Consider the following 19,672-nt stretch of genomic DNA (forward strand, 5'->3'; position numbering starts at 1 on the left):
GGGGGCAGTGGTGAGCATTCTGACAGAGGCTCCCGGGCGGGAGCGGGCCCGGCGACGCGGACAGGAGGGCTCCGCGTCCGGACCGCTGTCCCGGGCCCCGCACGCGGACCGCATCGCCCGGAGCTTGGCGTGAACGGCCCCGCCGCCCAGTGCCGGGCTTGGTGAAATCTGCCCATGGATGCGGCAGGGGTGGGCGAGACTCGCCAATGAAGGCCCGGGTGGGGCTGGATAGTTTCCCGATGTGGGCGGACGCGTACTGATCGCACTCGGCGGCAATGCCATGACGGCTCCCGATGGGAGCGCGTCACCGGCCGACCAGCGGCTGGCGATCGGTGAGGCGATGGCTCACGTGGCGGCGCTCAGCAGGGCCGGTCACGAAGTGGTGCTCACGCACGGCAACGGACCCCAGGTCGGCAACCTCCTGCTGAAGAACCAGCTCGCCGCCCACGTCGTGCCGCCGGTCCCGCTCGACTGGTGCGTGGCTCAGACGCAGGGCACGATCGGGACGATCGTCATGAACGCCCTGCAGCGCGAGCTGGGACACGCGCGGGTGGCGACGATCGTCACCCGCACGCTCGTGGACCCGGCGGACCCGGCGTTCCACGACCCGGTCAAACCGATCGGGCGGTACTTCGGCGAGGACGAGGCGCGCCGCTTCGAGGAGCACGGCCAGGTCTGGCGGCGCTTCGAACGCGGATGGCGGCGGGTGGTCGCCTCGCCGCGGCCCGTGGAGATCCTGGACGCCCCCGCCGCCGTCGCGCTCATCGAGGCCCGGTTCACCGTCGTCGCCGCAGGCGGCGGGGGAGTGCCGGTCGTGCGCGGCGCGGACGGAGCGCTGACCGGGATTGAGGCCGTGATCGACAAGGACCTCGCCGCCGCCGCGCTGGCCGCCGCCGTCGGCGCCACCGATCTCGTGATCGCGACGGACGTGCCGAACGCCGTCGTGGACTTCGGTACGTCCCGCGCCCGTCCGATCGGGGAGACGGGTGTCGCCGCCCTGCGCGAGTTGCAGGCGGCCGGCCACTTCGCCGGGGGCAGCATGGGGCCCAAGGTCGAGGCCGCCCTGCGCTTCACCGAGGAAACCGGGGGACGCACCGTGATCACCTCGTTGCACCACATTGGTGCCGCGCTGTCAGGAAATATCGGTACGAGGGTGTACAGAGAGGTGGAGAGATAGTGCCGGATCCGATCGAGGTACGGAAGGTCCCCATCGAGAGCGTCACCGACGCCTCCGGGCTGGCGAAGCTGATCGACGACGGCGTGATCGAGGCCGACCGGGTGCTGGCCGTGATCGGCAAGACCGAGGGCAACGGCGGCGTGAACGACTACACGCGGATCCTCGCCGACCGGGCCTTCCGCGAGGTGCTCGTGGCCAAGGGCACCCGCTCCGCCGAGGAGGTCGCCCAGGTGCCCCTGGTGTGGTCCGGCGGCACGGACGGCGTGCTGAGCCCGCACGCGACGATCTTCGCGACCGTCGACCCGGCCAAAGCCGTACGGACCGACGAGCCGCGGGTGAGTGTCGGCGTCGCGATGAGCGAGGTGATCCTTCCCGAGGACATCGGCAGGCCCGCGATGGTCGAGAAGGTGGCGGCCGGGGTGCGCGAGGCGATGAAGATCGCCGGTATCGACGATCCGGCCGACGTCCACTACGTGCAGACCAAGACCCCGCTGCTCACGCTGTCCACGATCACCGACGCCAAGGAGCGCGGCCGGACGGTCGTCACCGAGGACACGCTCAAGTCGATGGACATCTCCAACTCCACCACGGCGCTCGGCATCGCCGTCGCGCTCGGCGAGATCGAGATGCCGTCGGCCGAGCAGATCCACAAGGACCTGTCGCTCTACTCGTCGGTGGCGTCGTGCTCCAGCGGCGTCGAGCTCGACCGGGCCCAGATCGTGGTGGTGGGCAACGTACGCGGGATAGGCGGGCGCTACCGCGCCGGACACTCGGTCATGAAGGACGCCCTGGACACCGACGGCATCTGGGAGGCGGTCCGGAGCGCCGGGATCGACCTGCCCGAGCGCCCGCATCCGAGCGACCTCGGCGACCGGCTGGTGAACCTGTTCATCAAGTGCGAGGCGGACCCGTCAGGTCGCGTGCGCGGGCGGCGCACCATCATGCTCGACGACTCCGACGTCCATTGGCACCGCCAGATCAAGGCGACCGTCGGCGGGGTCGCGGCGAGTGTGACCGGCGATCCGGCCGTGTTCGTGTCCGTGGCGGCGGTCCACCAGGGCCCGTCCGGGGGAGGCCCCGTCATCGCCGTCGCCGACCTCTCGTGATCATGTAGTTTGTCGCACCGGTGCCGCCCGACCTGCACCGAGAGCCTCGATGATCGCGCAGGAAATCGAGGCGGACGTACCCTCGGCCGCGGTGCCGTCCGCCGTGATCTCGCAGTCCGGAGGCGGCCTCCGCCGGGGGTAGGGTCGGGAGACGTGCCAACGATTCCGCAGCCCCTGCGCCCCGACGACGACGGCGGTGCCGACGCGCCCGTCGCGGCGGTGCTGTCGGCGTTCCAGGCCGGTACGGCCACGGCGGCCGACGTCCTGGCGGCACTCGCCGGGACCAGGTTGCTGGTGCCCGTGGTCGCGCTGCTCACCGAGTCGGAAGTGGGGGAGCACGGCCTGCGCCAGGAGAAGGAGAGCGAGATGGCCCTCCCGAAACTGGTCGGCAAGGACGGCCGTGAGGCCGTGCTCGCCTTCACCGGGACCGAGCCGATGCGCAGGTGGCGCCCGGACGCCCGTCCGGTGCAGGCCACCGCGCCGCAGGTCTGCCAGGCGGCGCGGCACGAGAGCGCCGCGGCCGTGGTCGTCGACGTGGCCGGACCGGTCCCGTTCGTGATCGAGGGCGGCATGCTGCAGGCCCTCGCCACCGTGGAGGAGGCCAAGAGGGACGCCTCCGCCGTGGACCGCCTCGCCCGAGAAGTGCCGGACGCCACCGTGGCACGTCTCGGCGCTCAGGAGGAGCGGCGCCGCGGCCGCTGGTGGGGCCGCCGCCGCGCCTGAGCCGCTTCGACGGCAACGCGTGCCCGCCCGGCTCGCGTGGCCCGGCCCTTTCCGTGCGATCGGCCGGGCGAAGGCCCGTCGTCCACAGGAACGCGTCCGTCCACAGGAAAGCACGCGTCCGGGCGCACGGTGGCGTGCGGGCGTTAGTGTCGGCCGCGTGTCCTTAGCCGTCCTCGCCGCCGCCGTCCCCGGCCTGATCGCGGGAGCGTACGCCCGGGCGGTCGCCGCGCAGTTCGCAGCACGGCCAGGAGGCGAACCGGACGACCGCGGTGAGGATCGGGACGATCGAGAGGGCCGCGGTGAGGACCGGGAGGACCGCGGTGAGGATCGCGGTGAAGGCCGTGAGGACCACCGGAAGGAGGCGCTGCGAGCCTTCGCGGCGGCGGCCCGCGTCGTGCCCCTGCCCCGCCCGCCGTACGTGGTCGAGGCCGCGACCGCGCTGACCGCGGCGCTGGTGGTCTGGCGCGTCCACGACGGCTGGGTGGTGGCCGCGTGGCTGTACGCGGTGGTCGCGGGCGCCGCGCTCGCGGAGATCGACCGCAGGACGTGGCGCCTGCCCGACGCGATCACCCTGCCGTCGTATCCGATCCTGCTGGCCCTGCTCGCGCCGTCGGGCCGCCTGCTGCCCGCGCTGGCGGCGGGCTGCGCGCTCGGCGCCGTCTACGCCGTGCTGTGGTTCGCCCGCCCCACGGGCCTCGGGCTCGGCGACGTGAAGCTGGCCGGGTTGATCGGCCTGCTGACCGGAGCGCTCGGCGCGCAGGCCACGGTCGTGGCGGGGATGGCGGGTCAGATCCTCGGCGCGCTGTACGCCCTCGGCCTGCTCCTGGCCCGCAGGGCCACCCGCACGACCGAGTTCCCGTTCGGTCCGTTCATGCTGGCGGGGGCACTCGTGGCGGTGGCTTTTCCCGGGACATAGCACACACGGTTTTTCCGGTCGAAAGCACCCGTGAGAAGGCCATGGGGGTGTCAGGGTGACGTCGCAGTCGGGTGCACATGGAAGACTTGTCACCATGCTGCGCTGGTTGACCGCCGGGGAGTCACACGGCCCCGAGCTTCTCGCGATCCTGGAAGGACTGCCCGCCGGGGTGGAGGTGACCACCGCCGACCTCGCCGAGGCGCTGCGCCGCCGCCGTCTCGGATACGGCCGCGGGGCGCGGATGAAGTTCGAGCAGGACGAGGTGACGATCTCCGGAGGCGTACGGCACGGCCGTACGCTCGGTTCGCCCGTCGCGATCCGGATCGGCAACACGGAGTGGCCGAAGTGGGAGACCGTGATGGCCGCCGACCCGGTGGACCCGGCGGTGCTCGAGGGCCAGGCGCGCAACGCCCCGCGCTCGCGCCCGCGTCCGGGCCACGCCGACCTCGCCGGAATGCAGAAGTACGGCTTCGATGACGCGCGGCCGGTGCTCGACCGGGCCAGCGCCCGGGAGACCGCCGCCCGGGTGGCGCTCGGCCAGGTCGCCCGTTCCTTCCTCAAGCAGGCGCTCGGCGTCGACATCGTCAGCCACGTCGTGTCCATCGGCGAGGCGAGCGCGCCCCGCGACGTGCTCCCCGGTCCCGGTGACATGGAGGCGGTGGACGCCGACCCGGTGCGCTGCGTCGACCCGGCCGCGAGCGCGGCCATGGTCGCCGAGATCGACAAGGCGCACAAGGACGGCGACACCCTCGGCGGCGTGGTCGAGGTCGTCGCCTACGGCCTGCCGCCGGGCCTCGGCAGCTACACCCACTGGGACCGGCGCCTCGACTCCCGCCTCGCCGGGGCGCTCATGGGCATCCAGGCGATCAAGGGGGTCGCGGTCGGCGACGGCTTCGAGACCGCCCGCCGTCCCGGCTCGCGGGCCCACGACGAGATCGAGAACACCCCCGAGGGCGTGCGCCGGATGACCAACCGGGCCGGCGGCGTCGAGGGCGGCATGACCAACGGCGAGCCGCTGCGGGTCAGCGCCGCGATGAAGCCCATCTCCACGGTGCCCCGCGCCCTCGCCACGATCGACGTGCTGACCGGCGAGCCGGCCAAGGCGCACCATGAGCGCTCGGACGTCTGCGCGGTCCCGGCCGCCGCGATCGTCGCCGAGGCGATGGTGGCGCTGGTGCTGGCGGACGCGGCCGTCGAGAAGTTCGGCGGCGACTCCGTGGAAGAGGTCGCGCGCAACCTGGCCGGCTACCTGTCGTCCCTGGTCATCAAGTAATAGGGTTTGTGATCATGCAATCGGCGTCCCAAGGCCCCGCCGCGGTCCTCATCGGCCCGCCCGGCTCGGGCAAGTCCACGGTCGGGCGGCTCCTCGCGGACCGCCTCGGCCTGCCGTTCCGCGACACCGACGCCGACGTCGAGGCCGTCGCCGGCAAGTCCGTCAGCGACGTGTTCGTGGAGGACGGCGAGGAGCGGTTCCGCGAACTGGAGGCGCAGGCCGTGCGCGACGCGCTGGAGACGCACCCCGGCGTGCTGTCGCTCGGCGGCGGCGCGATCCTGCACGAGCACACCCAGAAGCTGCTGTCCGGCCACCGGGTGGTGTATCTCCAGGTCGGGCTCGACCAGGCGGTCAAGCGGGTCGGGCTCGCCTCGGCCCGGCCGCTGCTGGTGCTGAACCCGCGCAGCCGGCTCAGGCAGCTGATGGAGCAGCGCCGCCCGATCTACGAGAGCCTCGCCGCGGTCACCGTCGCCACCGACGGCCGCGAGCCCGAGGACGTGGTGACCGAGATCGAGGCGGCGCTGTGACCGCGACGCGCATCACCGTGCGGGGCGACAGCCCGTACGACGTCGTCGTCGGCAGCGGCGTGCTGCCGGAGCTGCCCGGTCTGCTGGACACGAGGGTCCGCACGGTCGCGGTGATCCACCCCGCCGGGCTGCCCGAGATCACGAGGCCCGTGCGCGAGACGCTGGAGGGTGCCGGGTTCGAGGTCGTCGCCCTGCCCGTGCCGGACGGCGAGGAGGCCAAGAGCGTCCACGTCGCGGCCGAGCTGTGGTCGGCGTTCGGCCGGTACGGCATCACGCGTTCCGACGCGGTCGTCGGCGTCGGCGGCGGGGCGACCACCGACCTGGCCGGGTTCGTGGCCGCGACCTGGCTGCGCGGCGTCCAGGTCGTGCAGGTGCCCACCACGCTGCTGGCCATGGTGGACGCGGCCGTCGGCGGCAAGACCGGCATCAACACGCCCGAAGGCAAGAACCTCGTCGGGTCCTTCCACCCGCCGAAGGGCGTGCTGTGCGACCTGACCACGCTGGCGAGCGTGCCGCGCGAGGACTACGTCGCGGGCCTCGCGGAGATCATCAAGGGCGGGTTCATCGCCGATCCCACGATCCTCATGCTCATCGAGGACGATCCCGCCGCCGCCCGTACCCCCGAGGGCGAGCACACCCGTGAGCTGGTCGAGCGCAAGATCCGGGTGAAGGCCGACGTCGTCGGGGCGGACCTGCGCGAAAGCGGCCTGCGGGAGATCCTCAACTACGGCCACACCCTCGCCCACGCGATCGAGCGGGTCGAGGACTACCGCATCAGGCACGGCGAGGCGGTGGCCATCGGGCTGGTCTACGCCGCCGAGCTGTCCCGGCTGGACGGCCGCGTCGGCCGCGAGGTCGTGGACCGCACGCGCTCGATCCTGGACTCGGTCGGGCTGCCCACCTCCTACCGCGCGGACGCCTGGCCGCGGCTGCGCGAGCACATGCGGGTGGACAAGAAGGCCAGGGGAGCGGTGCTGCGGTTCGTCGTGCTCGACGACATCGCCAAGCCTTCCCGCCTCGAGAACCCGTCAGAAGAGCTGCTCGAAGCCGCCTACCGGGAGGTCGCCCGATGAGGCAGGTGCTCGTGCTGAACGGGCCCAACCTTGGCCGCCTCGGCAGCCGGGAGCCCGACGTCTACGGGGCGCAGACCTTCGACGACCTGGCGGCGATGTGCCGCGAGACCGGCCGCGAGCTGGGCCTGTCGGTGGAGGTCAGGCAGACCGACGACGAGGCCGAGCTGGTGAGCTGGATCCACGAGGCGGCCGACAGCAGGACCCCCGTGGTCCTCAACCCCGCCGCCTTCACCCACTACTCCTACGCGTTGCGCGACGCGATCGCGCAGCGTACGGCTCCGCTGGTGGAAGTGCACATCTCCAACCCGAACGCGCGGGAGGAGTTCCGCCACACCTCCGTCGTGGCGGCGGTGGCCACCGGGACGATCGCGGGATTCGGCATGCGGTCGTACGAGCTCGCGCTGCGCGCGATCGCCGACATGGGCGAGTGACGAAAGAAGGGACCATGGGGTACCGGTCGTACGTGGCGGTCGGAGACAGCTTCACCGAGGGGCTGGGCGACCCCCTCCCGGACGCGCCCCCGGCGGCGCCGGGGGAGGTGGTCCGCTACCGGGGCTGGGCCGACCGGGTAGCCGAACGGCTCGCCTTACTCGAGCCGGACTTCCGCTACGCCAATTTGGCCGTGCGGGGCAAGCTGATCGACCAGATCGTCGCCGACCAGGTGCCCGTGGCCGTCGACCTGAAGCCCGACCTGATCAGCTTCTGCGCGGGCGGCAACGACCTCATCCGCCCCGGCAGCGACCCCGACCGGATGGCCAAGAAGCTGACCGCCGCCGTACGCGACCTGCGGGCGACCGGCGCGGACGTCGTGCTGTTCACCGGCACCGACCCCCGGGACACCCCGATCATGCGGAGAGCGCGCGGCAAGTTCGCGATCTTCTACATGCACATCCGCTCGATCGCCGACCTGTACGGCTGCCACCTCGTGGACATGTGGTCGATGCAGGGGCTGCGGGACTGGCGGGCGTGGAGCGGCGACCGGCTGCACATGAACGCCGAGGGCCACCGTCTGGTCGCCGCACGGGTCCTGCACGTGCTGGGCGTGCCCGGCGAGGACGACTGGCGCAAGACCTGGCCTCCTCGGGACAAGGCGGACCCGAGGGCCAAGCGCCGCGAGGACGTGCAGTGGCTCAGGGAGCACTTCGGCCCGTGGATCGGGCGGCGCCTTCGCGGCACGTCCTCCGGCGACGGCCTCGACCCCAAGCGGCCCGAGCTCAGCCCGCTGCCCCCTGCTCCTTCACCGTGACCCTGCTCCCTCTCCGTGACCCGGCTCCCTGATGCGGGCCCCGCCCTGCGGCGCCGGCGCCTCACGCCGACGGCTACACCGGCGTGCCGGTCCGTGACGTCGCGCGGCGCAGGCTCCGTGATGTCCAGGGCGGGCAGTCCGGGTCAGCTTCGGCCTCCGCGGCGGTCAGCCAGAGGAATTCCTCCACCTCCTCCGCCGAGGCGGCCACGGGCTGGGCGTGAGGCGGCATCTTCGCGCGGAAGACCACGTTGACGACGGGGTCGCCGTCGTCGGTCACGAAGAACCCGCTCTCCACGTAGGAGAGTCCGACTCCCGTGATGTCGACTCCGATCTCCTCGGCGACCTCACGCCGCGCCGTCTCCTCGAGCACGTCGAGCCCCGCGCCGTCGGCCTCGACCTTGCCGCCCACACCGGCGAGCGTGCCGGGTGCGTGAGCCTCCTGCCTGCCGCGCCGGATGAGCAGCCACCGGCCGTCCCGCTCCAGGAAGATCTCGACGTTCACGACGAAGGCCGGTCGGCCGCCTCGGGTGAGGCACACCGACGTGACAGGGGCGTCAGCGCTCATGCCCGCACTCTACGCGCGGTTCCGCGCCTCACACCCTGACCGAGGGCGGATGGAGCGGTCCGGCCACCGCGCACGCGTAGGCGGCGGCGCGAGCTCGGCCGGGTCCGCATGACGTGGCCGGCCACGCCACACCAGCGGCCCGGCCGGCGCGAAAGCCGTCTCGGACCGGGGGAGGGTCCTACCCCGGTCCGACGCGCGACGGGCGGACATCGCGCGAAGATCCTGCTTCAGGACCACTGGCGTCGAGACCGCGATGCGGGACTCGAGAAAGGGAGTGACGATGGCGTGGAAGCGACGGCGCGTGCCCCGGCGCGGACGGGTGTGGCTGCTCGCCGTGCTCGCGGCCCTGCCGATCGCGGCGGGCGCCGTCGTGGCGACGGCCTTCCCGTCGGTCGCCGCCACGGCCTGCCCCGGCTGTTACGGGCTGGAGCGTCTGGCCCCGGATGTCTACGCGGAGCCGGGCCTGTCGCCCGACCGGAGGCGGCAGGTGATCTCCGCCGTGGAGGAGGCGGAGCGGCGCGTCCGCGCCTTCTACGGTGGCAGGCGCACCTCTCCCCGGATCCTCGCCTGCCTTAGCGACCGCTGTTACCGCCGCATCGGCGGCGGAGGGGAGCGGGGCGTCGCGGTGCTGAACCGCGCGGTGATGTTGTCGCCCGCGGGCGTGGATCCGGTCATCGCCTCCCACGAGATGTCGCACGTCGAGCTCCACGCCCGGCTGGATTCGGGGGGTGCGGAGGTGCCGCAGTGGTTCGACGAGGGCCTGGCCGTTCTGGTCTCCGGCGACCCCCGGTATCTCGCGCCGGAGACGGCAGCCGACCGCTGCCTGGTGAGCACGGACGCCGCGCTGCCGGTGACGCTGGACGCCTGGTTGCGGGCGGCCGGTGCCGACCAGCGCACCTACGCGAGGGCGGCGTGCCGGGTGAGCCGATGGGCCACCGCGAACGGCGGGCCGCACGCCGTGCTCGACCTCGTACGGCGCCTGAACGCGGGGGAGACGTTCGGCGCGATCACGAGGATGTGACGCAGCCGGCGACCCCGCGTACGGCGGGCTGCCGGTAGAGGTGGCGATCTTCGCCCGGGACGCGCCGCCCGCCCCGCTCCGCTCAGGAGCCGGCGGTGAGACGGCGAAGCGCGTCGCGGACCTTGGCGGGGTCGGTGGTGCGCCAGAAGGGCGGCAGCGAGTTGAGCAGGAACCCGCTGTAACGGGCGGTGGCGAGCCTCGGATCGAGAACGGCGACGACGCCCCGGTCGTCCATCGACCGCAGCAACCGGCCCGCGCCCTGTGCCAGCAGCAGCGCGGCGTGGGTGGCCGCCACGGCCATGAAGCCGTTGCCCCCCGTGGCGGCCACGTGCCGCTGCCGGGCGGAGGCGAGCGGGTCGTCGGGACGCGGGAACGGGATCCTGTCGATGATCACCAGGGTCAGCGAGGGGCCCGGCACGTCGACGCCCTGCCACAGGGACAGCGTGCCGAACAGACAGGTGGCGGCGTCGGCCGCGAACTGCTTGACGAGCTGCGAGGTCGAGTCGTCGCCCTGGCAGAGCAGCGGCACGTCCAGCCGCTCGCGCAGCGCCTCCGTGGCGGCCTTCGCGGCCCGCATCGAGGAGAACAGGCCGAGCGTCCGGCCGCCGGCCGCTTCGATCAGCTCGGCGATCTCGTCGACGTACGCCTCGGGCAGGCCGTCGCGGCCGGGCTGGGGGAGATGCGTGGCCACGTAGAGGATGCCGCGGCGTGGATGGTCGAACGGCGAGCCGACATCGAGACCGGTCCACTCGCCGGTGCGCAGGCCCCACAGGCGGGCGAGGCTGTCGAACGTGCCGCCCAGCGCGAGCGTGGCGCTGGTGAGGACGACGGTCCGGTCGCCGAACAGCTTGTCGCGCAGCATGCCGCCCACCGACAGCGGCGCCACCCGCAGCGTGGGGGGAATCCTGCCGCGTCCCTCCTCCAGCCAGACCACCTCCGCCCGATGGACCTCCTCGTCCCCGGCGGCGCCCGCCGCGTCCTCGCCGGTCGCGTCTCCGGCGGCCTCGCCCGCGCCGGCCGCCGGGCCGAAGGCGTCGAGCATCCGCTGGGCGGTGTCGTGCACCTCGTCCAGCGCGGTGAAGGCGGCCTTGCGCAACCCGGCGTTCTCCGGGTCGTCCTTGTCCTTGTTGCGCGGCCCGAGGGCGGTGATGCAGGCGAACGCGGCGTCCCGCACCAGCGCGAGCGTCATCCCGAGCGACTGCGGCAGGGTGTCGACGCGCCCGGGCGGAGCGACGGCCAGCAGGGCGCGCAGGTCCTCGCCCGCCTCCTGGAGCCGATCGGCCACCCCCTGCTCGATGAGCCGGCCCGCTCGGCGCACCGCCAGGCCGACCGTGCTCTCCGACAGCTCTCCGGTGACCACCGAGGTCACCCGGTCGACCAGCTCGTGCGCCTCGTCCACCACGACCACGTCGTGCTCGGGCAGGACCGCGAAGTCCTCCATGGCGTCGATCGCCAGCAGCGCGTGGTTGGTCACCACCACGTCGGCCTCGCCCGCGCGTTCCCGGGCGAGCTCGGCGAAGCAGTCGGCCCCGCTGGGGCACCGCTGCGCCCCCAGGCACTCCCGGGCGGTCACCGAGAACTGCCGCCAGGCCTGGTCGCTCACGCCGGGCACGATCTCGTCGCGGTCACCGGTCTCGGTCTCGTTGGCCCACTCCTGGATGCGCTGCACCATCCGGCCGGTGGCGCTGACCTCGCGCGGGTCGAAGAGCTGGTCGTCCTCGTCCTCGGGCATGCCCGCGGCCATCTTGTGGCGGCACAGATAGTTGCGGCGGCCCTTCAGGATCGCGAACTCGGGGCGGTGCGGCAGCAGGCCCTCGAGCGCGTCGGCCAGCCGGGGCAGGTCGCGGTCCACCAGCTGGCGCTGCAGCGCGATCGTGGCGGTGGACACCACCACGGCCTCGCCCTTCTCCGCCGCGTGCCTGATCGCGGGCACGAGGTAGGCCAGGGACTTGCCGGTGCCGGTGCCTGCCTGCACCGCGAGGTGCTCCTCGCTCTCGACGGCGTCGCGCACCGCCTGTGCCATCTTGACCTGCCCCGGGCGCTCGACTCCCCCCAGTGCGGTCACCGCGGCGGTGAGGAGTTCTTCGACGGGCGGAAGCTCGGGACGGTCCTTGGGCACGGAAGAACGCTACCCGGTGCCACCGACATCCTGTGCGTGTCCGCCCCACCACATCCTGGCGTTCCAGGAACTCCCTCCCGGCACGCGTGGCACACTGGGATGTCAGTGCTCTCAAGGTCAACGGCGATCTACCCAGTGAGGTCGAAAAGGGACGAAACGGAAGTTTCGCGAGGGTTCCCGAGATCGAGTGGACGGAAAAGGGCAGGTAAAGGCACTATGTCTGCCATGTCGGAAGTTGTCCCACTGCCATCGTTCGGCGAGGTGTTCTTCGACGCGCGAGGCCAGGACCGTGTGCTCCGGGTCACGTGGCACGACGGCACGCTGGTGCTGAGCCTGTGGCGGGGCGAGATGTGCACGGCCAGTTTCCGCATGCCCATGAACGACGTGGGACGGCTGATCGACACTCTCGACGATGGTTTCGCCGAGGCGGGCGGCGAGGAGCAGGACGCCGGGACGGGACCGTTCCCCCGGCAGGGGGTGGCGGGCCAGGACGGCCACACCCCCCAGGAGGCGTACCCCGGGCACACGCGGGATCAGGGACAGGACGCCTACGCGACCCAGGTCCACGATCCGTACGCCACGCAGATCCACGACCCGTACGCGGCCGAATCCCCGGACGCGTACGCGGCGCGGGCCCAGGACGCCTACGCCGTGCCCGACGCGTACGCCGGGCAGCCGGGTGACGGATACGCGGCGCAGGACCCCTTCGGCGTGCCCCACCAAGCGCCCCACCAAGCGGCCCACCAGGCGCCCCGCCAAGCGGCGCAGGTTCCGTACGGCCAGGCCCGGGACGGGTACGCCGCCGAGGAGGGCCACGTCACCGCGCCCGACGGCTACGGGCAGGCCCCGGACGGCTACGGCCGTGCCCACGACGGCTACGCGCAGGCCGAGAACGGCTACGGCGCTCGCGACCGCCGTGGGGGCCGCGACGCCGGGTTCCCCGAGCAGCCCGTCCCGTCCGACTACGAGTACCCGGACTATCCAGGCACCGGCCAGTACGCCCGTCCGCCGGTGCCGCCGCCCGCCCCGGCCCCGGAGGCCTACCCCGCGCCCGCCGCGCTCGGCCCCAACGACGTTCTCGTCGCCCGGGGCACGCCCACCCAGGACCGCCTCGTCGCGTCCTCCGCCCAGACCGGCCCGCAACCGGCCTACCCTCCGGCTCCGCAGTCCGCTGCCGCGCCGCCGGCGCCGATGCAGCAGGCAGCGCAGCAGCCCGGGGCGGTCGACCCCAGCGACCCGCTCGGTCTCGGCGCGGTGCGGCCGTACATGAACGAGCCGTACATGAACGAGCCGTACGCGAACGAGCCGCCCGTCGGCGAACCGCCGCTCTACACCACGGGCGAGCGGCTGCGGCCGGACCAGTGGCCGGCCGGCCAGGCCCCGGACCCGCACGCCGAGCGCGAGCGCCGCGGGGGACGGCGCGCCGGGCAGCCCCCCGAGGACTCCCCGATCCCGTGGTCGGACGAGGGCGGGGAGAACTGGGAGGACAGCCGAGGGTGGTGAGCCCCGGTCAGCGGGAGTTCCAGCGGTAAGTAACCTCGTCGTCTGATGGACACATCAACGGCACTGCAGTTCCTCCTGCTCCCGGCCGGCGCCCTCGGCGTCGCCGCCCTGGCCAGATGGCGCGACTGGTCGGCCCCGCTGCTCCTGGTGGTGGCCGGCCTGGCCGCCTCCTACGTGCCCGGGGTCCCCGACTACAGCCTCGACCCCCACATAGTCCTGCTGGTCTTCCTGCCGCCGATGCTCTACTCGGCGGCGCTGGACAGCTCCTACCTGCGGCTGCGCGACGCCGCCAGGCCCGTGGGCCTCCTGGCCGTCGGGCTCGTCCTGGCGACCACCCTGGTGGTCGGCTTCGTCGCGCACGCCATCGTCCCCCAGCTCCCGCTCGCGGCGGCGTTCGCCCTCGGCGCGATCGTCGCCCCTCCCGACGCGGTGTCGGCGGTCGCCATCGGGCGCAGGCTCGGCCTGCCGCGACGCGCGCTGACCATCCTCGTGGGCGAGAGCCTGTTCAACGACGCCACCGCGCTGACCGCCTATCGGGTCGCGGTCGGGGCGATGACCGGCGCCGCCGCCGGACTGCTCGACATCGGCGGGCAGTTCCTCCTGGCCGCCGGTCTCGGTGTGGCGATCGGCCTCGCCATCGCCTACCTCGCGGGGTTCGTGCTGCGGCGGCTCGACGACGCGCTGATCTCCAACGGGGTCTCGCTGCTCGTCCCGTACGCCGCCTACCTCGCGGCCGAGGCCGTGCACGCCTCCGGCGTGATCGCCGTAGTGATCGTCGGCATCTACCTGGGCCACGAGCTCAGCCGGACGACGTACGGCACGCGACTGCTGTCGGGCGCGGTCTGGAAGGTCGCCGACCTGGTGCTGGAGTCGATCGTGTTCGCCCTGATCGGCCTGCAACTGCGCCCGATCATCGCCGGGCTGGACGGCGAGCGGCCGCAGGAGCTGGCGACGTACGCGATCGTGCTGTTCCTGGTGGTCGTCCTCGTGCGGATCGCGTGGGTGCCGCCCAGCACCTACCTGCCGCGGATGCTGTCGAGGCGGGTGCGCGCCCGGGAGCCGAAGACGCCGTCCTGGCAGAACGTGATGCTGACGAGCTGGGCGGGCATGCGCGGGGTGGTGTCGCTGGCCGCGGCCTTCGCCCTGCCCGAGAACTTTCCCCAGCGCAACCTGCTGCTGTTCCTGACGTTCGCGATCGTCGTGGGCACGCTGATCGTCCACGGTCTGTCGTTCCCCTGGCTGATCAGGCGGCTGGGCGTCTCCACCGCCCGGGAGCGGTACGGCGACGACCTCGCGGAGGCGGGCGCCCAGCAGGCCGCCGCGGCCGCGGCCCTGGCGCGGCTGGAGGAGCTCACCTCCGACGGCGTGCTGGACGTCCACGAAGAGGTCGTCGAGCAGCTGCGCGCCCGTGCCGAGCGCAAAGCCCTGCACGCCTGGGAGCGGCTCGGCGGCGGCATCGGCCCCGAGGGCGAGGAGACGCCCGCCTCGCTCTACCGGCGGCTGCGCCGCGAGATGCTCGCCGCCGAACGCGAGGTGTTCGTGCGGATGCGCGACGAGCGGCGCATCGACGACGAGGTCCTCCACCGGGTCATGCAGGAACTCGACTTCGAGGAGGCGACGCTCGAACGCGGCTGAGCGGGCCCAGGGCCCGGCGTTCAGGACACCGCCTGGCCCAGGCGCTGGTCCACGAAGCACCAGCGCCAGTCCTCTCCCGGCTCGAACGAGCGCATCACCGGATGGCCGGTCTCCTTGTAGTGGGCGGTGGCGTGCTTGCCGGGCGAGGAGTCGCAGCAGCCGATGTGGCCGCACTCCAGGCACTTGCGCAGGTGGACCCATCGCATGCCGCGCTCCAGGCACTCCTGGCAGCCTTCGGGCGTGAGCGGCGCAGGGTCGGCCGTCACGAGCAGGTGTTCGCAGTTCCCCATGCCGCCGATGCTACGGTGCGCGAGCGGGTGTCCGGCGCCCTGCCGGGGGCCGGGGGCCGGGTACGCCGAACCTTCACAACCTCCCCCTCGGGATCTGCACATCGCTTCCGTAGGTTCGTGGGTCATGACGACGACGGTCGACACGGGCGACTTCACCGCCTGGTTGCGTGACTTCGAGGGTGCGGCGCTGCTGCGGCGCACGTGGGGCGACCCCGACTGGAGCGCGGGAGCACAGCTGGAGCCCGCCCTCGTCCGGAGCCTGCAGCGGTTCCAGGTGGGGGAGGACGGCGACGGCGCCCGCCTCATGGACAAGGCCCGCCGGGCCCGCGACCCCGTGTACGCGGAGGCGGTCCGCCTGTTCGTGGCCGAAGAGCGCGAGCACGCCCGCCTGCTGGGCCGGCTCCTGGAGGCGGCGGGTGCGGCGACGATCTCCGGCCACTGGACCGACGCCGCCTTCGTCCGGTTGCGGCGGCTCCTCGGACTGCGCACGGAGCTGATGGTCCTGATGCTCGCCGAGGTGGTCGCGCTCGGCTACTACCGGGCCGTGCGCGACGGCGTACGGGACCTGCTGGCGGCGGAGGTCGCGGGCCGGATCCTCGCCGACGAGCTGCGCCACGTGCCCTTCCACCGCGACCGGCTGCGACGGTCCTTCCGGAGGTCCTCCCGGCTCTCCCGGACGATCGCCGCGGCTCTGTGGTGGTCGCTGCTGGCGGGCGTACTGGCCGTGGTCGCCCTCGATCACGGCGAGGCCCTGCGCGGGGCCGGAGTGTCCAGGACCGCCTTCGCCCGCGAGGTCGCGGGATATTTCCGCGCGGTCGTCGCGGAGGTCATGGCGCGGTGAGGGCGGAGGGGCCTAGGGAGGCGCCCCCCGGCTTCAAAGCCCCGAAGAACTCCCGAACTCGGTACCGCGGCGGGCGGGCGGGGGTTGGGTAGGGTGACCGGCATGCGACTCCTCCCGCTCGCCGCCGCCTGCGCGGCCGCCGTCCTGCTCGTCTCCGGGTGCGCGACCGCGGACAAGGCGCAGACGTGCGCCGAGGCGACGCAGGTGATCAGCCGGACCGTCAGCGAGATCGGCAAGGTCGTGGACGACCCCGCCGCCATGCGCAAGAAGCTCGAGGACGGCGCCTCCGACCTGGAGGACATGGCGAACAAGGCGGCCGACACCACGCTCAGGGAGGCGCTCCAGGGCCTCGCCGACAGCCTGCAGAAGCTCGACGTGGACGACGCCAAGGCGGCGGCGGACGCGGCGCGGAAAGTCGCCACCGACGGGGCGCACTACCTGCGCGAGGTCAGCCAGGCCTGCCTCTGATCCCGGCGGCGGTACCGCCCCCGGGCGGGGGTCAGCCGGCCAGACGCGCCGGCGTGTCCCGCGGTCCGTCCGGCCGGGCCGCCGCACGCGTGCGTGCCGGTGCGAGTGCCAGCGTGGCCACCACACCGATCACGGAGATCGCGGCGGCGGCCCAGACGGCTGAGCGCAGGCCGGCGGCGGTGGTGGCGCGCAGAGCCTGCCCGGTGAGCCCGGCGGTGTCGCGGCCGGCCACCGCCACCAGGACGGCCAGGCCGGCGGCGTTGCCCGCCTGCAGGACGGTGGAGGACAGGCCGGAGACCACGCCCTGCTCGTGGGGGGCCACGCCGGTCGAGGCCAGCGTGAACATGGTGGCGAACGACAGGCCCGTGCCCAGGCCATAACCCACGAGACCGGCCAGCAGGCCGATATAGGACCCGCCGGGCGACAGGAGCGACGCCAGCGCCGCCGTGCCGGCCACTCCCACGCCCAGACTGGCGGCCAGCGTGCCCCGCAGCCCGAGGCGCGGAATCAGCCGCTCGGCGGCCAGATTGCCCGCCGTGATCGCGAGAGTCGGCCCGAGGAAGGCCAGTCCCGACTCGACGGCGTCGTAACCGAGCACGTCCTGGAAATGAAGCGTGAGGAAGTACGGCACGCACTGCAGGGTCAGGCCGTAGACGAGGATGGCCACGGCCCCGGCGCTCGTGTGCCGGTTGGCCAGCAGCCGCGGTGGCAGCAGCGGAATGCGGGTGCGCCTCTCGACGACGAAGAACCCGGCGAGCAGCGCCGCCGCCGCGGCGGCGGAGGCCAGGACGGCGGGGGAGGTCCAGCCCCACTGGGGGCCCTGTGCGACGGCGAACACGAGTCCCGTGACGCCGGCGGTGCCGGTGAGGGCTCCCGGCAGGTCGAACCCGCCCGCCCGCCGCCCGCCGTCGGGTGTCAGGACGGCGAACGCCGCGGCGGCCGCGGCCGCGGCCGCCGGCACGTTCACGAAGAAGACCGCCTCCCAGCCGAACGCGCCGGTGAGCAGGCCGCCGAGCAGCGCCCCGAGGCTCAGCCCGGCCGCGCCGCTCACCGCCCACACGGTCATCGCCCGGGTGCGCGCGGGTCCTTCCGCGAACATGGTGACGACCAAAGAGAGGGTCGCGGGCATCAGCACCGCGCCGCCGAGCCCTTGCAGCGCCCTGGCGCCGATGAGCGGGGCCGGAGACGTGGCCAGCCCGCCCAGCAGCGAGGCGGCGCCGTACAGCAGCAGGCCGGTGACGAACATCCGCCGTCTCCCGAGCAGGTCGGACAGGCGGCCCCCGAGCAGCAGGAAGCCGCCGAAGGGCACGGCGTAGGCACTCACCACCCACTGCAGCGCGTGCGGGGAGAAGCCCGCGTCACGGGCGATCTGCGGCAGTGCGACGTAGACGATGGTGAAGTCCAGGGCGGTGATCATGCTGCCCAGGCCGAGAAGTACGAGAGGGATCACGGATCGCATGCAGGCAGCCTGGTCGCGGCTCCGAGACCCAGCCAGCCCCGCGTTCTGGCTACTCAAAAGTTGCCTAGGCTGGACGATCGTGGATCGAGGTGCCGAGCTGAGCGAGTTCCTCAAGTCCCGCAGGGCGCGGGTGCGACCGGAGGACGTCGGCCTGCCCTACAAGGGCAACGGGACGCGGCGCGTGCGCGGCCTGCGCCGCGAGGAGCTGGCGCTGGCGGCCGGGGTGAGCGTCAGCCACTACACCCGCCTGGAGCAGGGCAACAGCCGGAACGTCTCGGCCGAGGTACTGGACGCGATCGCGGACGTGTTGCGGCTCACCGGGGACGAGCGCGCCTACCTGCACGCGCTGGCCCGCCCGGCGCATCGGCGTCACGACGTCGCGCGGGTCCCGATCAGGCCCGGGGTGCGGCGTGTCCTGGACTCGATGGTGCTCACCCCGGCACTCGTCCTCGGACGGCACGCCGACGTGGTCGCCTGGAACACACTGGCGGCGGCGGTATTCGCCGACTTCGCCGCGATCCCGGAAGAGCGCAGGACGATCGCCCACCTGATCTTCCTGGACGAGGAGATCAGGCGCATGCACGGCGAGGCATGGCCGCGGCTCGCCCGGGAACACGTGGCCCAGCTCCGCGTCATGGCCGCGCGTCACCCGCAGGACGCGCGGATCATGCAGCACGTCGACACCATCTGCGGGCAGAGCCCCGAGTTCGGGAGGCTGTGGCACGAGCATCACGTGGCCGTGGCGACGCACCGTGACTACGTCCTCGATCACCCGGTCGTGGGCGAGCTGCGGCTGTCCGCCGAGCTCGTCGGTCTCCCCGGCGACCCCGAGCTGCAGGGCATGGACCTGTTCGCGGCGGAGCCCGGGTCGGAGTCGGAGGAGAAACTGCGGCACCTGGCCGCCACCACCACGCGTACGCCGTCCGGCGCCGCGTGACGGAGGTCGGCACGACGAAATGCAACCCCGACAAATCTAGGGGAAAAGGGGCAGAAATAACGTTCTCGCATGGAAGAGAACGAACCTGACCCCCGCTTCGTCCTCGCCAACGAGCGCACGTTTCTCACCTGGATCAGCACCGCTCTCGCACTGAGCGCCGGCGGCATCGGCATCGCGGTCGTCCCCGAGGGCGTCTTCGTGCCGTGGGTGCGCACTCTGCTCGCCGTCGTGCTCGTGCTCCTGTCCGCCCTGGCGGCGGGATCGGCCTACCCGCGCTGGCGGTACATCGACCGGGCGCTCAGGCAGGACCGGGCGCTCCCGCCGCCCGCTCTGGCCCCCATATTCGGGTACGGCGTGGCCGCGGTGGCCGTCCTGGCTCTGATCCTCATCCTCCTGTCGAGGTGACCGCAGTCGTGAGCGACGTGCCGAAACCCGGCCTGCACAGCGAGCGGACCCGGCTCGCCTGGGTCCGTACCGCGGTGACGATGTCGGGCACCGGCATGGTGGCGGCGGGGCTCGCCGTGCGCCACGACCTGCCCGGCCTCGCCGTCCCCTTCGCGGCCGCCGCGCTGGCGGGGGCGGTCCTGCTCCTGCGCACCGGGATCCGCCATCGCCGCCTGGAGCGGGCGCTGCGGGGCGGGCACCCGCTCGATCACCGGCTGGACGGGCGCATCGCCTGGGCCGGCGCGCTGGCCGTCGCCGTGGCGGCGCTGGTCCTGGTGCTCGCGCCGGCCGTGGGGACACCCTGACGCCCGGGCGGGCAGGGGAGACCGGGAGGCGCCGAGGGCGGACA

At 73.2% G+C, this 19,672-nt stretch carries 21 protein-coding genes; 17 read left to right on the plus strand and 4 right to left on the minus strand.

Annotated elements, in window-relative coordinates:
• Positions 1 to 241: 241 nt before the first annotated feature.
• From AB0O28_RS11260 to AB0O28_RS11300, 9 genes are all read left to right on the plus strand, one after another.
• The gene (locus tag AB0O28_RS11260; protein WP_363638817.1) at positions 242 to 1,177 is read left to right on the plus strand and encodes a carbamate kinase; all 936 of its coding nucleotides are present in this window, start codon (positions 242 to 244) and stop codon (positions 1,175 to 1,177) included.
• Positions 1,177 to 2,283 (plus strand): ring-opening amidohydrolase, encoded by a 1,107-nt coding sequence (locus AB0O28_RS11265; protein WP_363638819.1) that lies wholly within the window; start codon positions 1,177 to 1,179, stop codon positions 2,281 to 2,283. Before AB0O28_RS11260 ends, AB0O28_RS11265 begins: the two co-directional genes overlap by 1 nt.
• Before the next feature lie 153 nt (positions 2,284 to 2,436).
• A complete protein-coding gene (locus AB0O28_RS11270; RefSeq protein ID WP_363638821.1) occupies positions 2,437 to 3,006 on the plus strand; it encodes an SseB family protein in 570 nt (189 codons plus the stop codon).
• 157 nt (positions 3,007 to 3,163) lie between these two features.
• Entirely contained in the window at positions 3,164 to 3,922 is a 759-nt protein-coding gene (locus AB0O28_RS11275; protein ID WP_363638823.1) for an A24 family peptidase, read from the plus strand.
• A 94-nt stretch (positions 3,923 to 4,016) separates the two neighbouring features.
• Positions 4,017 to 5,195, plus strand: coding sequence for a chorismate synthase (gene aroC, locus AB0O28_RS11280; protein WP_363638825.1), 1,179 nt, complete (start codon positions 4,017 to 4,019; stop codon positions 5,193 to 5,195).
• Positions 5,196 to 5,209: 14 nt separating this feature from the next.
• On the plus strand, positions 5,210 to 5,722 hold the full coding sequence (locus AB0O28_RS11285) for a shikimate kinase (RefSeq protein ID WP_363638827.1): 513 nt from the start codon (positions 5,210 to 5,212) through the stop codon (positions 5,720 to 5,722).
• Positions 5,719 to 6,795 carry a 3-dehydroquinate synthase gene (gene aroB / locus AB0O28_RS11290; protein WP_363638829.1) on the plus strand — a complete coding sequence of 359 codons (1,077 nt, stop codon included), beginning with the start codon at positions 5,719 to 5,721 and terminating at the stop codon, positions 6,793 to 6,795. Before AB0O28_RS11285 ends, aroB begins: the two co-directional genes overlap by 4 nt.
• Positions 6,792 to 7,226, plus strand: coding sequence for a type II 3-dehydroquinate dehydratase (aroQ, locus tag AB0O28_RS11295; RefSeq protein ID WP_363638831.1), 435 nt, complete (start codon positions 6,792 to 6,794; stop codon positions 7,224 to 7,226). The genes aroB and aroQ overlap by 4 nt, the downstream gene beginning before the upstream one ends.
• A 14-nt stretch (positions 7,227 to 7,240) precedes the next feature.
• Positions 7,241 to 8,041 carry an SGNH/GDSL hydrolase family protein gene (locus AB0O28_RS11300; protein ID WP_363638833.1) on the plus strand — a complete coding sequence of 267 codons (801 nt, stop codon included), beginning with the start codon at positions 7,241 to 7,243 and terminating at the stop codon, positions 8,039 to 8,041.
• Between the two features lie 73 nt (positions 8,042 to 8,114).
• Here AB0O28_RS11300 and AB0O28_RS11305 read toward each other — a convergent pair whose 3' ends face one another.
• Positions 8,115 to 8,606, minus strand: coding sequence for an NUDIX domain-containing protein (locus tag AB0O28_RS11305; protein WP_363638835.1), 492 nt, complete (start codon positions 8,604 to 8,606; stop codon positions 8,115 to 8,117).
• Positions 8,607 to 8,886: 280 nt separating this feature from the next.
• On the opposite strand from AB0O28_RS11305, the gene AB0O28_RS11310 reads away from it, so the two are divergent.
• On the plus strand, positions 8,887 to 9,627 hold the full coding sequence (locus tag AB0O28_RS11310; protein ID WP_363638837.1) for a hypothetical protein: 741 nt from the start codon (positions 8,887 to 8,889) through the stop codon (positions 9,625 to 9,627).
• Between the two features lie 82 nt (positions 9,628 to 9,709).
• On the opposite strand, the gene AB0O28_RS11315 is transcribed toward AB0O28_RS11310, so the two are convergent.
• On the minus strand, positions 9,710 to 11,746 hold the full coding sequence (locus tag AB0O28_RS11315) for an ATP-dependent DNA helicase (RefSeq protein ID WP_363638839.1): 2,037 nt from the start codon (positions 11,744 to 11,746) through the stop codon (positions 9,710 to 9,712).
• Positions 11,747 to 11,971: 225 nt separating this feature from the next.
• Between AB0O28_RS11315 and AB0O28_RS11320 the strand changes: the two genes are divergently transcribed.
• Positions 11,972 to 13,249 carry a hypothetical protein gene (locus AB0O28_RS11320; protein WP_363638841.1) on the plus strand — a complete coding sequence of 426 codons (1,278 nt, stop codon included), beginning with the start codon at positions 11,972 to 11,974 and terminating at the stop codon, positions 13,247 to 13,249.
• Positions 13,250 to 13,294: 45 nt separating this feature from the next.
• Positions 13,295 to 14,884: a Na+/H+ antiporter gene (locus AB0O28_RS11325; RefSeq protein ID WP_363638843.1), complete on the plus strand. Its 1,590-nt coding sequence runs from the start codon at positions 13,295 to 13,297 to the stop codon at positions 14,882 to 14,884.
• A 20-nt stretch (positions 14,885 to 14,904) separates the two neighbouring features.
• Here AB0O28_RS11325 and AB0O28_RS11330 read toward each other — a convergent pair whose 3' ends face one another.
• Positions 14,905 to 15,174, minus strand: a complete 270-nt coding sequence (locus AB0O28_RS11330) for a UBP-type zinc finger domain-containing protein (protein ID WP_363638845.1) — start codon at positions 15,172 to 15,174, stop codon at positions 14,905 to 14,907.
• A gap of 124 nt (positions 15,175 to 15,298) precedes the next feature.
• Between AB0O28_RS11330 and AB0O28_RS11335 the strand changes: the two genes are divergently transcribed.
• Both AB0O28_RS11335 and AB0O28_RS11340 read left to right on the plus strand, forming a co-directional pair.
• Positions 15,299 to 16,015 (plus strand): ferritin-like domain-containing protein, encoded by a 717-nt coding sequence (locus AB0O28_RS11335; protein ID WP_363638847.1) that lies wholly within the window; start codon positions 15,299 to 15,301, stop codon positions 16,013 to 16,015.
• A 102-nt stretch (positions 16,016 to 16,117) separates the two neighbouring features.
• Complete coding sequence (locus AB0O28_RS11340) at positions 16,118 to 16,483, plus strand: hypothetical protein (RefSeq protein ID WP_363638849.1); 366 nt, start codon at positions 16,118 to 16,120, stop codon at positions 16,481 to 16,483.
• A gap of 31 nt (positions 16,484 to 16,514) precedes the next feature.
• Here AB0O28_RS11340 and AB0O28_RS11345 read toward each other — a convergent pair whose 3' ends face one another.
• Positions 16,515 to 17,942: an MFS transporter gene (locus tag AB0O28_RS11345; RefSeq protein ID WP_363638851.1), complete on the minus strand. Its 1,428-nt coding sequence runs from the start codon at positions 17,940 to 17,942 to the stop codon at positions 16,515 to 16,517.
• 79 nt (positions 17,943 to 18,021) lie between these two features.
• On the opposite strand from AB0O28_RS11345, the gene AB0O28_RS11350 reads away from it, so the two are divergent.
• The 3 genes from AB0O28_RS11350 to AB0O28_RS11360 all read left to right on the plus strand — a co-directional run bounded on the left by AB0O28_RS11350 (position 18,022) and on the right by AB0O28_RS11360 (position 19,628).
• A complete protein-coding gene (locus AB0O28_RS11350) occupies positions 18,022 to 18,879 on the plus strand; it encodes a helix-turn-helix transcriptional regulator (RefSeq protein WP_363638853.1) in 858 nt (285 codons plus the stop codon).
• 69 nt (positions 18,880 to 18,948) lie between these two features.
• Entirely contained in the window at positions 18,949 to 19,284 is a 336-nt protein-coding gene (locus tag AB0O28_RS11355) for a DUF202 domain-containing protein (protein ID WP_363638855.1), read from the plus strand.
• 8 nt (positions 19,285 to 19,292) lie between these two features.
• Positions 19,293 to 19,628, plus strand: coding sequence for a DUF202 domain-containing protein (locus tag AB0O28_RS11360; protein WP_363638857.1), 336 nt, complete (start codon positions 19,293 to 19,295; stop codon positions 19,626 to 19,628).
• Positions 19,629 to 19,672 lie beyond the last annotated feature (44 nt).

It is taken from the genome of Microbispora sp. NPDC088329 (assembly GCF_040685655.1).
Classification (GTDB): domain Bacteria; phylum Actinomycetota; class Actinomycetes; order Streptosporangiales; family Streptosporangiaceae; genus Microbispora.

Excerpts from the sequence above, each read along its gene's own strand:
- AB0O28_RS11330 (WP_363638845.1), bottom strand. The coding sequence starts at position 15,174 with ATGGGGAACTGCGAACACCTGCTCGTGACGGCCGACCCTGCGCCGCTC.
- AB0O28_RS11310 (WP_363638837.1), top strand. The coding sequence starts at position 8,887 with ATGGCGTGGAAGCGACGGCGCGTGCCCCGGCGCGGACGGGTGTGGCTG.
- AB0O28_RS11305 (WP_363638835.1), bottom strand. The coding sequence starts at position 8,606 with ATGAGCGCTGACGCCCCTGTCACGTCGGTGTGCCTCACCCGAGGCGGC.
- AB0O28_RS11345 (WP_363638851.1), bottom strand. The coding sequence starts at position 17,942 with ATGCGATCCGTGATCCCTCTCGTACTTCTCGGCCTGGGCAGCATGATC.
- aroQ (WP_363638831.1), top strand. The coding sequence starts at position 6,792 with ATGAGGCAGGTGCTCGTGCTGAACGGGCCCAACCTTGGCCGCCTCGGC.
- AB0O28_RS11285 (WP_363638827.1), top strand. The coding sequence starts at position 5,210 with ATGCAATCGGCGTCCCAAGGCCCCGCCGCGGTCCTCATCGGCCCGCCC.
- AB0O28_RS11300 (WP_363638833.1), top strand. The coding sequence starts at position 7,241 with ATGGGGTACCGGTCGTACGTGGCGGTCGGAGACAGCTTCACCGAGGGG.
- AB0O28_RS11320 (WP_363638841.1), top strand. The coding sequence starts at position 11,972 with ATGTCGGAAGTTGTCCCACTGCCATCGTTCGGCGAGGTGTTCTTCGAC.
- AB0O28_RS11335 (WP_363638847.1), top strand. The coding sequence starts at position 15,299 with ATGACGACGACGGTCGACACGGGCGACTTCACCGCCTGGTTGCGTGAC.
- AB0O28_RS11325 (WP_363638843.1), top strand. The coding sequence starts at position 13,295 with ATGGACACATCAACGGCACTGCAGTTCCTCCTGCTCCCGGCCGGCGCC.
- AB0O28_RS11340 (WP_363638849.1), top strand. The coding sequence starts at position 16,118 with ATGCGACTCCTCCCGCTCGCCGCCGCCTGCGCGGCCGCCGTCCTGCTC.
- aroC (WP_363638825.1), top strand. The coding sequence starts at position 4,017 with ATGCTGCGCTGGTTGACCGCCGGGGAGTCACACGGCCCCGAGCTTCTC.
- AB0O28_RS11355 (WP_363638855.1), top strand. The coding sequence starts at position 18,949 with ATGGAAGAGAACGAACCTGACCCCCGCTTCGTCCTCGCCAACGAGCGC.